This window comes from Dyadobacter sp. OTU695 (genome assembly GCF_038440355.1).
GTDB lineage: Bacteria > Bacteroidota > Bacteroidia > Cytophagales > Spirosomataceae > Dyadobacter.
This window is the reverse complement of sequence record NZ_JASATN010000012.1, coordinates 47,513-62,011: the sequence shown is the minus strand read 5'-3', so window position 1 is coordinate 62,011 and position 14,499 is coordinate 47,513. Positions and strand designations below refer to the sequence as shown.

The following is a 14,499-nucleotide window of genomic DNA, read 5'->3' as shown; positions in this document are numbered from 1 at the left end:
GGTTTTTGAAGCGTTCAACAATGCGCAGCACCATTAGATAAAATCTAACGGCCGTTGATCCACCTGCGTATTAATTTTACACAAAACAAACCTCGATCACATGATACACATTCTGAAAATCGCGGCGGTTGTCATCGTGGTAACCTACGCCCTCCGGCTCGTCAACGCCCAGTCCGATTTGCTCGTTTTTGCCGGCCTCGCGATTATCGGGCTCTCTTTTTATTTCCTCTATATTGTCCTGGGACAAATTGTAAACCAATTGAAATCTAAACTGTAAATCGAATATGAAGCGAAACATTATTATCGGAGTTCTGACCCTCATTGTATTTATTATGGCGCTTGCCATACAACCATTTTCGTTCGAAAATATCGATGCTGGTAATGTCGGTATCCGCATTAACCTTTACGGTAGCGATAAGGGCGTCGACAACATTACTTTAGTAACAGGCCGTGTTTGGTACAACGCCTGGACCACAAAGATTGTGGAGTTTCCGACTTACACGCAGAGTGTTGATTACGAGTCATTTGTGATTACTACCAAGGATGCGGCCGAATTCAAAGTCGATCCGAAATTGAACTACCACATTAACCCGGACAAAGTGCCACAGATTTACCGCCAATACAGACGACCGTTAGCGGAAATTCAGCAGGGTTTTATGAAGAATACCATTTACGACGCTTACCGTATTGTGGCCAACTCGTTTACATCTGACAGCGTCATGTCCAACCGGGAAGTGTTCGAAGATCGGGTACAAAATGTATTGACCAAAACCCTGGGCAAAGACGGTTTCATTTACGATCAGCTGACATCTGCCATCACCCCGCCGCCATCGCTCCGCCAGATGATCGACGAAAAAAACGCCTCGATCCAGGCGCGGTTAAAAGCCGAAAACCAGGCCAAGCAAGCAGAAGCCGAGGCAAAAGTTATCATCGCACGTGCGGAGGGGCAGGCGAAGGCAACATTGATTAAAGCAAGGGCCGAAGCGGAAGCAAACCAATTAAGACAAAAAACAATAACCCCGTTACTCATTCAGCAGGAATGGGTCGCCAAATGGAATGGTATACTGCCGACCACGAATGCAGGCGGCAGTACGAGTTTGATGTTGGGGATTAAATAGTGTGAAGTTTGAAATAGAGAATCAAGCCCCGGGGATCACCTCGGGGTTATTTATTGCCCGTCATCATCTTTTTAAGCATACTTCCCGGCATACTAATGTAAGCTGAACTGTCGATTTTGGCGTTAAATCGCCTAAACATGTCCTTATCCGCGCTCAATGCACTACTGTCGTGCACAGTTATATCAGCGGTTCCGATCTGGTTATCCTGAGCGAGTTTGAGATAGCCATTTGCTGCCACATCCGCCGTTAGGTTGTCGATTGAGCTGCCCGCGAAAAAGAGACCGTCACCCTTTTGCTGCACTAGCAGATCTCCGAATTTGTAGTTTCTCACTTTGCACCGTACGTTGTCCGAAATGATACCTTTAAGCGTTGGTGTCATCACGTAAAAGGAAGGAAGTGAGCCATAGGTACCACCTCTTGGCCGATAACCCTGATTTGTTTCCGGTGTGTACGTCAATACCAAGGTATCTCCCGAGTAGTCCCATCGCAGGTACTTCGGCAGTGTAATCATTCGGATCTCAGCAACTGGCCCCTGGCGAATTTCAGTTAACCCGACGTCCTTGCCTTGTAATTTCACATATTGAAAGGGTTTGATCTGATGTTTCGAAAATCCGTAAAACGGATCATTCTTGTCAATTTTGTCAAACTGGCTTTTCAAAACCAGGTTGGAGGAAAGCGTGACAAGAAGGAATAAGGATATGGTCACGATAAGCAGAATATGACTTGTTTTCATAGTCTCTGAATTACTTGGTTAACGGGTACATTTCTTCGATGAACTTGTGATAACGGCTTTGCAGCTCCTCTATTCCGATGTCGAGCAAATACATGGTCTTGAAAAAATCGGGTAATTCGGTTGCTATGAAGCGCTCCTTCCGGTAGGCCAGTATTTTTTCATTGGCCTTTTCGTCGGCGGAGTAGCCTATACCCCGCTTGTTGAATATGATTTCTTTGTTTTGAAGGAAGTCATAGGTTCTCATAACCGTGTTAGGATTAACCTCCATCATGGAAGCAAGGTCTCTTACAGAGGGAATGCGTTCTCCGGGCGGCCATTTGCTTAGAAGTATCTGCTCGCAGATGTAGTCGGCGATTTGCAGATAAATGGCTTGTTTATCTTTGAATTCCATAAATAGTGGTATTAAATTTCTCTTTCTTTCATCTGAAAGTATGCGCACGTCCAAAGCATCAGGGCAATGAACACGGAAAATATCTGTAACGCGGTAAACATTTCGGGAGGAAATGTGAGGTGGTAAAATCCGGCGACGTATTCGGGCTGGGACATACCATCTTTGGAATAGTACCAAAGCTTCCAGCCCGTGAGCGGAAAGGCCACGATCTTGGAAGGATTTGAGGCAAGCCTGGTGGCGAACATGAGGTTTATCAACGTCAGGATACAGGCAAATCCGATAAACACAGCCGCAGTTTTGATATAGGCCGATTTCCTGAAATAGACAGAGCCCAAAAAAACCGCGCTTTGAATACCAAAATAGGAATAAGTAGAATAGAGCATAAAATCTTCCGGGATATACCTGTATTTGTCGCTGCTGGCGGGAAGATTCTTATTGGCGATGTCTATGATCCAATAGTGGAATTGCCAGAAAAAGACCAGAAATGAAATGACAAAAAGGAGATTAATCAACAGCGAACTGAGAAATTTCTCAACCCCCGAAGCAGGAAGCATTGTTGCCGCTATACCCGTGTCGGACGCCGAGTATTGAGAGAATGCGTTGCTGGTATAGAGGCTGCCCCCGAGAAGCAGGACCATAATCAGCGCAAAGTAATGCAGTACTTCCCGGAAATTCCCGTACTCGTCGGATAATGCAACGGGTACCATCAGTATTAGCAGGCAGGAGATCAATACACCGGCCATCAGCAAATAATTTTTGCCTTTGTCGGCCCAATCGATCCTTAGCATGAGAGTAAAGCGGTGTATGTTGAATGTCTGATTCATAGTGAAAGAATTAGAGACGAATGGACAGGTACAAGTGATGATAATAAGTGCCGGAGTATCAGCCCGAGGCCAATGAGCAGGAGCATAATGATCAGTCTCATGGTGTTAGTGGGCAAATATCTGACTTATCCGCACAGGGTTTTCGATAACCGCATTGAACAAATGTTCGAGATCAACTCGGCTTTCCTCCTGTAATGAATTCTCGAAAACCGCTTTGTAGCCCCGCAATGATGGTTCTGAATACAGCACACGATCGTCGTATTCAATGCTGGGCAAAATTCCGAAGTAAAGACGTTCAGAAACAGCTTCCAGACTGTGGCGGATCATGATTTTGCTGTCTTCCAGAATAATAATAGCGTCGATAAGATTGTCGAGGTCACGTACCTGGTGCGTAGAAATCAGAATTATCCTGTCTTTGTCCAGTGCGGAGGAAACCAGTTTTCGAAACTGACTCTTGGAAGGAATATCGAGGCCATTAGTAGGCTCATCCATAATGAGCACGCGGGTATTGGTAGCTAACGCGAAGGCGATTAATACCTTTTTCTTTTGGCCATAAGACATTCCTGTCAGCTTGTTGCCATGGGGGATGTCTAGTTCAGCTATATACCCTCTGAATTGCTTTTCGTCAAATTTTGGATAAAAAGGCGCCAGCATTTCCAGGTATTTTTCCACGGTCACCGACGGAAGGTAAATCTCTTCTGGAATAAAGAAGACATCCTGTAAAAAGGCAGGCTGGCGTTTTCGGGGCTCGTAGCCTGCGACTTCAATCTGGCCTTCCCGCGGAAACAATAGCCCCGCCATATTGCGCAGCAAGCTTGATTTTCCGGCCCCGTTTTTGCCGAGCAACCCGTAAATGTGGCCGGGTTCCAGTTTCAGACTAAGATTTTCAAAAAGCTTGTTGCGTTTACTGTACCCAAAAGAAACCTGGTTAAGGTGAATCATGGCTCAATTGTTTTAGTGTATTAGTTAAATAGTACACTACAAATGTAACTGTTGATTTGACATTGTCAACAGGTAGCGCAAAAAAATATTTTTGAGGAAGTATAAACCGGGAAGCGTGGCTTACTCGCCTGAGATCAGGCGCTTGTAATCTTCCTGCGTATCAATATCGACGCTGCCTTGCGGAAATGCATAAGCGGAAACGTTATCTGAATAGCGCTTGAAGAGCTTTTTAGCGCCCTCCGCCCCGGTGAGTTGTAGCAGTGCAGGAAAATAGGAGGCGGCAAAAAAAGCAGGCGTTCCCAGCGAATCACCGTATTTCGAGGCAACAATGCCCTTGGCAGTTTCTTCGAAAGTGTCAATTAAGGCATTGAAAACTTCTGCGGAAACAAATGGCTGGTCGCTGACGGCCAGAATTGCTCCTTTAACATGCGGATGCTGAGATTGCAGCGCATGAATGCCGGTTTTAATGGAGGCAGACATTCCTTCCTGCCAGGCGGCATTGAAGATACGCCGGCAGGGTAGGTCTGCCAATTCTTTTTCAACTAATTCGGAGTTGGCACCGGTGACGACAATTGCATTATGTCCTACAATTTCCAGCGCAGCCCCGCTAATGTGCCGGATCAGGCTCTGTCCGTTAAATTGAAGCAACTGCTTGGGCTCGCCAAGCCGGGAGGAGTTGCCTGCTGCGAGGATTACAATGCCATATTTACCGCGTGCCATAGCCAATCAGCTTGTGATGGTCTGAACGGCGCAAAGAAAATCTTCCTTTTCATCACGGGTATAATCCACGCGTTGATCGGACCGGTTGTGAATAGGCTCTAGCTTTTGGCGAAGGGAAAATCCGGCACGCTTGCCTAGTACCGCCTTAATCTCCGCCAGCACGGATAATGCGATTTCCTCGGAGGTTTCGGCGCCGATATCCAGCCCGACCGGTCCATAAACTTTCGCCTTCTGCTCATCGGTAATCACCATTCCCTCATTTTCCAGCTCGGCGTACATTCTTTCCAGTTTTTTCTTAGGTCCTAATGCACCCACATATTGACAGGCGTCGACAGTGAGGAGCTGTTTCAGCAATGCGAGGTCGTAATTGTAATTGTGTGTCATCAGTAGCACAAATGTCCGCTCATCGACGGTAATGTGCTTTAAAACATCCTCGGCGCGAGATACCAGCACTTTTCCGGCTTTGGGAAACCGCTGACGTGTAGCGTGGCTGGTGCGGCCATCCACGACGGCAATATCCCAGCCAAGCACGCTTGCCATTTCGGTGAGCGGGATCGTATCGTTGCCCGCTCCGGCTATAATCAATGACGGCGGGGTATTAAAATACTCGACAAAACCGGTAAGCGACTGGTCGAATGCTTTGAAAAACGAATCGCCGCGTTGGTAGGCGACCAGCGTTTCAGCGAGCAGCCGGTCATACATTTCCGGTTCGGCGCAGTGGCATGTTACCTGATCGTCGGTTTGCAGGTGCAGGAAACAGGTGCCGGGCTGTGCGCCTGTCCGGGTTTGTAATGAGAACAGCGTTACCAGGGCTGCATTCTGCCGTTTCGCAGAAACCTTTTTCAGCAACTCCACCGGATTTTCGGCGTCATCTGTTTTAATGGGTTCGAAGAGAATATGTACGATGCCATTGCAGCCAAGCTGAACGCCCAGCGTGGTGTCGTTTTCGTCGGTGGTATCGTAGGTTACCAGCTTGTTTTTCTGTTGAGAAATGGCCAGCAGCGCTTTCCGTAATGCGTCACCTTCGAGACAGCCGCCGCTGATGGCGCCCGTAAGCTGACCATCGTCCGTCACGAGCATACGTGCGCCGGGGCGCCTGTACGAGGAGCCCTCCACGTGCACGACCGTCGCGAGCGCCATGCGCTTGCCCGAGATCAATGCCTGCTCATACGACCGGATGATGTCCGTGATCTCTTTCATGGCGATGTTGTTTTACAATCTTTGAAATAACCGAAACTGCATGATTTACATGCTCTTCGGTCGAAAACCTTCCGAAGCTGAAACGGAAGGAGTTGTGGATACGTTCGTCCGAAAAGCCCATGGCTTTCAGCACGTAGCTGGGTTCGAGCGTGGCGGAGGTGCAGGCGGAGCTTCGCGAAAATGCCAGATCGCTGCCTGCTTCGAAAATTAGTTTTTCACCGTCCACTTGTCCAAACGAAATATTGGTACAATGCGGCAGCCTGCGCGCGTCCTCGGCGTTGATCTCGATGTCCTGCAACACCAGCAATTCTACCTCAAAAGCATTCCTCAGCGCGGCAACATGCTTGCTTTCACGGGCCATTTCAGCTTCGGCAATCTCGCACGCCCGTCCGAGCCCGACAATACCCGGCACATTTAACGTGCCGCTGCGCATGTTCCGTTCATGGCCTCCGCCGTCGATCTGGGCTGTCAGTGCCACGGCCGGATTTTTTTTGCGTACATACAGTGCGCCTACACCCTTTGGACCATAAATCTTGTGAGCGCTCAACGCGAGCAAATCAATTCCGTCGTTCTGGACATTCAGGGGAACTTTGCCTACGGCCTGGGTGGCGTCGGACAGGAATGCAATATGGTGCTTTTTCGCAATAGCAGCTATTTCGCGGATAGGTTGGATCACGCCGGTTTCATTATTGGCATACATGACGGCGATAAGAATGGTATCGGCAGTAATGGCATTTTCGAGATCCGCAAGGTTGATCAGTCCGCTGGCATTGACAGGCAGGTAGGTGACGCTGCCTCCGAGGCGTTCGATGTGCTTGCAGGTGTCGAGTACCGCTTTGTGCTCGGTGCATACCGTGATGATATGCTTTTCCTTTTGTTCCGAATTTTCAAAAATACCTTTAATACTCAGATTCACAGCCTCCGTGGCACCCGATGTGAAGACAATCTCCTGCGGATGCGCACCTATGAGGTTGGCAACCTGCTCTCTCGCGATGTCCACCGATTCCTCAGCTTCCCATCCATAAGAATGCGTACGGCTGGCGGCATTCCCGAATCTGTCGGAAAAATAGGGGAGCATCTCCTGCAAAACCCTCGGGTCCACAGGGGTGGTCGCGTTATTATCCAAATAGACAGGTAGTTTCAAGGGTAAAGGTTGGTTTTATCTAAAAAAGCAAAACAGGCAGGCTTAGTTCAAAATAAACAAAAAACCATCTCATTTTAAACATGAGATGGTTTCCGAAACTTAAACGAACAGGTTAACTATAATTATGAAAATCGGTATTCGGTTTGTTGATCTGGTTGGTGGGTTAACATAGATATGGTCATTGTCGCAAGTACCTGGATAAGCGTGAATACAGTCCCCATTCCTTCATATCGAGCATGTAAAGCGTGTATTTCAACTTTTTAGGCAGCCGATCTTCCCAAGTTTTGGTATTTGGAATACCTTGGTCCGCACTGGCCGCATCGATTAGAAGTGGCGGGACCAGTAACCGGTACGCGCTCAGAAATGCATTTGCTGCGATGTGTATGAGCGCCAGGTTCTTAAATCCGGCTGCTACTTCGATAAAAATGAGTCCGGCATGGGCCATCGTAATGTAAGCAACGCGCCGCTTTACCGAGGACTGCACCCTGGCAAAACTTGCCGCCATCCCAGCCGCTGCCAGCCCGAGCAATGCCACAAGCACACGAACAGAGAGCTGATGTTCCCAAAACGGATAGCTTCGCAGCAACAGGAATACACCCATCTGGACTGTCAGCGTGGCAAGCAGGATAGCGCTCGCCGTAGTGGAATTTTCCAGTGCCTGGGGGAGCCAGGACGAGAACGGCAGCTGCGACGATTGCATGGAGGCCGTCGCCAGCAGCATAAACGAGATCAGTGTCGTGTTTTCCCGCCACAGGTGGTGGCTTGCCCACATGGCAAGGAGCAAGCCCACATCACCCAAGCGATATATAAAGAAGGCTTTCGCCGAAATGCCGTACGACGGGCTATTAAGCGCGGGCTCGCGGTGGAAGATAATGAGCCAAAATGAAGCAATTCCCATCATCTCCCAGCCGAGCAGTAATGTTTTAAAACCACTTGAAAAAACTGTCAATCCGTAACCGACGCAAAAAAGCACTGCGGTGCAGACGAAGCGGACCCAATGCTTGTGCCCACGAAATGTTCTGCGACCATTCCAGACGGCCAGGAGCGTCATAGCGAACCCGGTTGTCAGGTAGGCTAGTGCCAAACCGTCAAAATGGAAACTATTCCAAAACATACTCTCATTCAAAAAAGCTATCGACGACCGGTATCATCGGTTAATGCGGCTTCACCAATCACCAGCCACCGATAGCGAATATTTTAATGCACGGCATCTTCTACCGGGCGGCGATCCGGGAACCGACGGTCCGATTTATAAGCAACCATTTCTCCGTTTTTCAAGACCCTGATTTCATGAGAGACCGGATCGGCGACCACCAGGTGCACCCATTCGTTCAACAGCCAATGCGCAGAATTCAGCCGGTAGATCACTTTCAGCACCGTATCGGGAAACTGTTCTACGATGCACAGCAAACGCACGGGTTCGAATCCCATGGTTAGGTCGGCGGGTAAGCCCGTCCGCAAATCGCTCCGGGAGCTGTCGGCTACCCCAAACAGTCCGATCATCTGATCTGTAAGGGTATTCTCTACGTCTGTTCCCACCAGTCCCGTTCGCGAGAAGAAGTATTCGAGATTTGCCGCGCCCAACGAGGGTACCACTGTGTCAAGAACCTTTTCCAATACTTCTCCGTCGGGGTCAAGCGCGAAGTCATATCCATGCCGAAATGCCCGCTGGCCTGTGCCAACGTTCCGGGCCAGCGCCGGCCTGCCGATGATGCAAAGGGAATCCGCCGCATTGGCGACCATAGTCAATGGAATGTGCCCACCGGTTTGATACGGGGAGTTTTGTGAATCCCGGCGCAAGTCAGCCAGTATCCCCTCATAATAACTCCATTCAACGGCCTGCTGCCAAATGGCGAGTACTTCGCTCTTTTCGGTGCCCGGAACCGGTGCGAACAAATCTTGGGGACGGTCCGGAAGTCCGTGAGCGAGCGGCTCCCAATGCTTGTCCAGGCGACCATCCAGTACATCTATTTCCAGCAGCAGCTCGAATAGGATGATATCGTGGAGGGTAATTTGGCCACCATTGGATAAGGCTTTCCGGTCTGCTTCCAAAGTCGCTACCAGCCCGGACCAGCCGCGGTGGGCAAACTGCTGGTCGAAAAGGTATTGTTTGAAAAGCGTTTCATCCCCGACAATAACCGTCAGCAAATCGCTGATCGAGGGACTGGTGTACAAAAGCAGGTTCCGCGCCCGGGGCGTATTGAATGCGCTGACAAAGCTGTTCGATTCTATTTCGCGCATGGAATCGAGAAAGCTCTGTCCGCGTACCGGGAATTTCCAGTCCGAAACACCGTAGTCGAGATAGTTTCCCAAAATCCGGAACAATCTCGGATGGACACGGGCATCCGGATCGGTTTTGTATTGCCTTTGCCAGTTAGCCCTCAGTTTGCCGATCCTTGGCGGAGATTCAGCCGGAAATTTTTTCATTAATATTTTGTCCTGCCATTCAAATGTATTGGCAGCGCCTTTTTTCTCGACGAGCACCCTTTCCAGGACATCCGGTTTCACTCTTTTGGAATTATAGAGCGAGCGGTATTCTTCCAGAGACAGCAAAGCGCGGTAGCCCAGCATTTCGGAGGCTTGCCGCACCGCGTCAAAAAAGTTTTGCCCCTGAAAAGCGCGCAGTGGATTCTGGTAGGTAAATGCCCTTCCCGGCGACAATACCGGCAAAAAATGCTTCAATTCATGCAGTACCGTTTGTTCGTCGAAAGAGTTGTTCGGGACTGTCATGTGCTGAGGCTGCTAGCGTTTTACAAAGTCTGTTTGCCGACCGGAGCAGGGGCAGAAGCCATCTCCGGTTTTCGTTTCTCAAAGGAGCCAAACAGCAATTAAAACGCAATTAAACAAGCCTTAAAAAGCGGTTAAAATTGGTTAAAATGAAGATAATCAGCTTGTAATGTAGCCTCTGGGGTAATGGTTCGCCGTTAGATTTATAAATAGAAGAAATGGGGCGTTAAATGAAACTATTTCTTTAATTTTGTGTTCTACTCTACAATGTTAGTAGATTAATGTTTCATTCTTTAAACCTTCACCATTATGTCACTTCGATTAGGAGATATCGCACCGGACTTTGAAGCAAATACTACTCAGGGACCCATTAAATTCCACGAATGGCTGGGAGATAGCTGGGGCTTGTTGTTCTCTCACCCCGCTGACTTTACTCCCGTTTGTACAACCGAATTGGGTAAAACGGCTCTTTTGAAAGGTGAATTTGAAAAACGCAATGTAAAAGTGCTCGCCGTGAGCGTCGACGATCTGGATTCGCACAATCGCTGGATCCCGGATATCAACGAAGTAAACAATACCGAGGTGAACTTCCCGATCATCGCCGACGAAGGTCGTCAGGTGGCACAGCTATACGATATGATCCATCCGAACGCGAGCGAAAAAGCAACCGTCCGCTCGGTATTCGTGATCGGTCCCGACAAGAAGATCAAGCTTACGCTGACTTACCCTGCATCGACAGGCCGTAACTTCAACGAAATCCTCCGTGTGGTGGATTCGCTCCAACTGACAGCCAACTATTCCGTGGCGACGCCGGCAGACTGGAAAGACGGCGAAGATGTGATCGTCGTGCCTGCGGTAAGCACCGAAGATGCGCAGAAGAAATTTACAAAAGGTTTGAATATCGTCAAGCCGTATTTGCGTTACACCCCGCAGCCAAACAAATAAGTTTGCCTGCACTGAAAAAAGCGGATGTTCCGATCGGGGACATCCGCTTTTTTGTTTCAATTTTCGTTCTCGATAACCTCCTCCGGCACGATCATCTCTTCTCCGTAATAGATCATATGGCGGGCGCCCTGGTAGTAGAACCAGATGGAAAGCGACATCGGAATATGCGCAATATCGTTAAAGTTGAACCACGGGCCAAAACTGAATTTCAGCGCATGGAAACCGGCGGCTATCGCTCCCATAAGGGTCGCAAGGAATATATTTTTGCTTCCTGGGTCCTTCTTCTTTTTGTAAACATAGATTTCAATCATGAAGAGCATCAGGAAGAGGCCGTAGAATGCGTGGACTTCTACAATCCTGAAATCGAGGGTAATGAATGTCAGTATAAAAAAAATGGCCAGCTCCGCATAGTTAAGCCAACCTAAAATGAGGCCATTGCGGCGATGCAGCAGCGGCTTGATATGCCAAATGGCGGCTCTTTCGAACAATGCGACGGCGATCATGCTCGCAAACCAGCCAGGTATTTTACCGACTTTCCCCGTCAGATACAAAAAGCCGTGTCCAAGGACTCCGCCGATGGCCGTTGCGATGGCCATAAAAAGGAAGAAATACTGGATTTGCTTGTACATACGGTGCGCGCGGCCGAGTTTGTTGAGATGGAAAAAGGCATAGATGCACACGGCGGTCATCATCAGGCTGGAAAGCACTGTTGACGGCTCCAAAATGGTTATTCCGAATAGATTTATCTGGTGGACTTTGCTGAAATCTATGACAACATCATTCATGAACAGAAGAGTAAGTTAGCACATAACCGGCCCCGCCGGTTTGCATTCGTATTTCAAAAGTAAGCACAAATGGGGCAGGAACCTGCACGATCCCGGTATTGTCTGCCTTCTTCACCAAAATTGTACCACATATTTCGGGCTGCCGGCCCGACGGGTGTGTATCACCACCCGGCAGGGTTTGGTATCCCGAAAGTACCGATTCGCAGATGAATTCGGGTGAGCCATCTATTATTAAATAATAAGTGTGAAGGATGTTTTTCCTTTGTATTGAGAATTGTATTTAAGAAGGACAGCAGCGAAAGCACCCTCTCTGATTAATTTATAGAAACCATGAACAATCCCTTACTATCAACCGTCAGATTTATTGTTTTGGCGTTATTCCTCGCCACCGCGCACAACTATTCCTTCGCGCAGGTACCTGCACAGGGAAACTCCAAGATTTCAGGAATTGTACTGGATTCAGCTGCCGCCAAAGGTGTTGAGTTTGCCAGTATTGCATTATTCAATGCCGCTGATAACAAAGCGGTTGACGGTACCACTGCCGACGAGAGCGGCAGGTTTGCGATCGCGAAAGTGGCACCGGGTTCCTACAAACTGATGATCTCCTTTATCGGGTACAAAGACAAGGCCGTGAGCGTGAAAGTGGAAAACGGTAAGGATGTGGAGCTCGGATCGATTCGGCTAGCTTCCAGCGTGCAGAATTTGCAGGAGGTAACCATCACGGGTGAAAAATCGTTGGTAGAGGAAAAAGTGGACAGATTGGTTTTTAATGCAGAAAAGGATATTACTTCAAAAGGGGGCGACGCGTCAGATCTGTTGCGTAAGGTGCCGATGCTCTCGGTGGATCTGGATGGTAATGTATCGCTGCGCGGAAGCTCGAATATCAGGGTTTTGATCAATAATAAACCTTCTACCATTATCGCCAGCAATGTTGCCGATGCGTTGAAACAGATTCCGGCCGATATGATCAAATCTGTGGAGGTGATCACTTCGCCATCTGCCAAATATGACGCGGAAGGCTCGGGCGGGATCATTAATATCATTACCAAGAAGAACAACCTGCAAGGGCTGACGCTGAATGTCGATTCGGGCGTCGGGAACCGCGGCTCGAACCTCGGTTTGAACGGAAGCTACCGCAAAGGCAAAATGGGTTTCACGCTTGGCGGGTTCGGTCGCGCTTTTTATAACAAAGCCACTTCGGTACTCGATCAGACGACCTATTCGGGCGGAAGCTCTTTTCTGACCAACCAAAGCTCGACGGCAAAAGACCGCGGCCTGTTCGGACAGTATTCGTTGGGTTGGGATTATGATTTGGGTAAAAATCAGGCATTATCGGCAGGGCTGCGCTACGGGACCCGGAATTTTATCCAGAAACAGGATCTGACTATTAATCAGTTCGAAAACAGCATCCTGAACAACAGCTCATTGCGCAAAGTTGACCGTAAGGATCTTTCGGGAACTGTGGATTTCAATATCGATTACATCCGTACTTTTAAACCGCAACAGGAATGGAGCATTTCGACATTGTACAGCCGTACGGGCCTTACAAACAACTTTAACACTGACATCCTGAATGAATCGGGCTCGGTGGCCAGCAAATTAAAGAACGAAAACAAAAATGAGAACTCGGAGCTGACCCTGCAAACCGATTATCAGACGCCACTGGGTAAAAATCAGTTGCTGGAATTTGGTGCAAAAGGCATTTTCAGAACTGTGAACAGCGATTTTAAATACTTTACAGCCGGCGAATCAGGCGATTTTGTGATGAGTGCAACCAACCCATCGGGCGCATTGAACTATAAACAGAACGTGGCGGCGGGCTATTTTTCCTACACGCTTTCTACCCAAAACAAATACACTTTCAAACTCGGTACGCGCTACGAATACACGGGCATTACGGCCGACATGGGAGAAAACAAGCCGATCGACATCCCCGCTTACGGAAACCTGGTGCCGAGCATCAACGTTTCGAAGGCGCTTTCGGGCAGCACTACTTTGAAAGCGGCTTACAACCGTCGCATTCAGCGCCCGGGTATCCAGCAACTGAACCCAAATGTGAACCTGTCGAACCCGCAGAGTATCAGTACCGGCAATCCCGCACTGAGCCCTGAATTGACAGACAACTTCGAACTCGCATTGAGCACCAATATTAAAAAGACATACATTAATGCTTCGGTTTTTGCGCGGCAGACTAATAATTCGATCACCCAGGTGAGAATGGCGGTGGATACCTTGCAGGGCGCGATCGTTACGACCTATGAAAATATTGGTAAGCAAAAAGCCTACGGAGCCAACATCTTCGCCAATGTGTACCTGACGCCGAAATGGACGCTGAATGGCAGCATCGACATTTTACATTCGTACCTGGAAGGTCAGACAACCGCGCTGGACGGCACTTCCACGGGTGTCAGCAATTCCGGTTTCAACTATGGCGGCCGGTTAATGTCTCAGATTTCACTGCAAAACGGTTGGGGCGTACAGGCATTCGGGTTTTACCGGGGCAAGGAGATCCAGTTGCAGGGAACACGGACGGGTTTCTACCTATATTCGTTAGGGTTCAAAAAGGATTTCGCCAGCAAGAAAGGTAGCATCGGGTTCGCAGCTGAGAACTTTTTGACCAAAGGGGTGCGATTCACCTCCGATCTGACTTCCCCGCAATTCGTGCAAACGGGAGCGACACAACTTTATAACCGCAATTTCAAGGTGACATTCAGCTATTCGATCGGAAAGATGAGTTTCAATGCGCCAAAGAAGAAAACCAAGTCGGTTAACAATACGGATGTTGTAGGAGGCGGCGGCCAGCAAAATTGATTTTACCGGTAGCCGTAGCGCAGGGGCTTTTGCCTCTGCGCTTTTTTTGTGTGTACATTGTAAAACAGATATTACACAGCTAACTTTTTCGTTAATATAGAAAGATATTTTTGTATTTTGTAAATACAATGATACCTTAGGAAAGTTAATTTTCAATCC

The 14,499-nt window shown here is 48.6% G+C and carries 14 protein-coding genes; 3 read left to right on the top strand and 11 right to left on the bottom strand.

Annotated features, from left to right (window positions below):
* Positions 1 to 76 precede the first annotated feature (76 nt).
* Entirely contained in the window at positions 77 to 247 is a 171-nt protein-coding gene (locus AAHB90_RS20940; protein ID WP_342087157.1) for a hypothetical protein, read from the bottom strand.
* Between the two features lie 37 nt (positions 248 to 284).
* On the opposite strand from AAHB90_RS20940, the gene AAHB90_RS20935 reads away from it, so the two are divergent.
* A complete protein-coding gene (locus tag AAHB90_RS20935; protein WP_342087156.1) occupies positions 285 to 1,118 on the top strand; it encodes an SPFH domain-containing protein in 834 nt (277 codons plus the stop codon).
* A 46-nt stretch (positions 1,119 to 1,164) separates the two neighbouring features.
* Here the strand turns inward: AAHB90_RS20935 and AAHB90_RS20930 are convergent, their stop codons facing one another.
* The 9 genes from AAHB90_RS20930 to AAHB90_RS20890 all read right to left on the bottom strand — a co-directional run bounded on the left by AAHB90_RS20930 (position 1,165) and on the right by AAHB90_RS20890 (position 9,802).
* Positions 1,165 to 1,851, bottom strand: a complete 687-nt coding sequence (locus tag AAHB90_RS20930) for a hypothetical protein (RefSeq protein WP_342087155.1) — start codon at positions 1,849 to 1,851, stop codon at positions 1,165 to 1,167.
* 10 nt (positions 1,852 to 1,861) lie between these two features.
* Positions 1,862 to 2,242 (bottom strand): GntR family transcriptional regulator, encoded by a 381-nt coding sequence (locus AAHB90_RS20925; RefSeq protein ID WP_342087154.1) that lies wholly within the window; start codon positions 2,240 to 2,242, stop codon positions 1,862 to 1,864.
* Positions 2,243 to 2,253: 11 nt separating this feature from the next.
* Complete coding sequence (locus AAHB90_RS20920) at positions 2,254 to 3,066, bottom strand: hypothetical protein (protein WP_342087153.1); 813 nt, start codon at positions 3,064 to 3,066, stop codon at positions 2,254 to 2,256.
* A 105-nt stretch (positions 3,067 to 3,171) separates the two neighbouring features.
* The gene (locus tag AAHB90_RS20915) at positions 3,172 to 4,008 is read right to left on the bottom strand and encodes an ABC transporter ATP-binding protein (RefSeq protein WP_342087152.1); all 837 of its coding nucleotides are present in this window, start codon (positions 4,006 to 4,008) and stop codon (positions 3,172 to 3,174) included.
* Between the two features lie 120 nt (positions 4,009 to 4,128).
* Positions 4,129 to 4,728: a nucleotidyltransferase family protein gene (locus AAHB90_RS20910; RefSeq protein WP_342087151.1), complete on the bottom strand. Its 600-nt coding sequence runs from the start codon at positions 4,726 to 4,728 to the stop codon at positions 4,129 to 4,131.
* A 6-nt stretch (positions 4,729 to 4,734) separates the two neighbouring features.
* Positions 4,735 to 5,928 carry an XdhC family protein gene (locus AAHB90_RS20905; protein ID WP_342087150.1) on the bottom strand — a complete coding sequence of 398 codons (1,194 nt, stop codon included), beginning with the start codon at positions 5,926 to 5,928 and terminating at the stop codon, positions 4,735 to 4,737.
* Positions 5,894 to 7,072 (bottom strand): cysteine desulfurase family protein, encoded by a 1,179-nt coding sequence (locus tag AAHB90_RS20900; protein ID WP_342087149.1) that lies wholly within the window; start codon positions 7,070 to 7,072, stop codon positions 5,894 to 5,896. Before AAHB90_RS20900 ends, AAHB90_RS20905 begins: the two co-directional genes overlap by 35 nt.
* 178 nt (positions 7,073 to 7,250) lie before the next feature.
* The gene (locus AAHB90_RS20895; RefSeq protein WP_342087148.1) at positions 7,251 to 8,123 is read right to left on the bottom strand and encodes a proton-conducting transporter transmembrane domain-containing protein; all 873 of its coding nucleotides are present in this window, start codon (positions 8,121 to 8,123) and stop codon (positions 7,251 to 7,253) included.
* A 146-nt stretch (positions 8,124 to 8,269) separates the two neighbouring features.
* Positions 8,270 to 9,802: a putative inorganic carbon transporter subunit DabA gene (locus AAHB90_RS20890; protein WP_342087147.1), complete on the bottom strand. Its 1,533-nt coding sequence runs from the start codon at positions 9,800 to 9,802 to the stop codon at positions 8,270 to 8,272.
* A 306-nt stretch (positions 9,803 to 10,108) separates the two neighbouring features.
* Here AAHB90_RS20890 and AAHB90_RS20885 point away from each other — a divergent pair, with 306 nt between their 5' ends.
* Positions 10,109 to 10,744, top strand: coding sequence for a peroxiredoxin (locus AAHB90_RS20885; RefSeq protein ID WP_342087146.1), 636 nt, complete (start codon positions 10,109 to 10,111; stop codon positions 10,742 to 10,744).
* A 56-nt stretch (positions 10,745 to 10,800) separates the two neighbouring features.
* Here AAHB90_RS20885 and AAHB90_RS20880 read toward each other — a convergent pair whose 3' ends face one another.
* Positions 10,801 to 11,529 (bottom strand): DUF6962 family protein, encoded by a 729-nt coding sequence (locus AAHB90_RS20880; RefSeq protein ID WP_342087145.1) that lies wholly within the window; start codon positions 11,527 to 11,529, stop codon positions 10,801 to 10,803.
* A 321-nt stretch (positions 11,530 to 11,850) separates the two neighbouring features.
* Here AAHB90_RS20880 and AAHB90_RS20875 point away from each other — a divergent pair, with 321 nt between their 5' ends.
* Positions 11,851 to 14,340, top strand: a complete 2,490-nt coding sequence (locus AAHB90_RS20875; RefSeq protein WP_342087322.1) for a TonB-dependent receptor domain-containing protein — start codon at positions 11,851 to 11,853, stop codon at positions 14,338 to 14,340.
* The last annotated feature ends 159 nt before the right edge of the window (positions 14,341 to 14,499 follow it).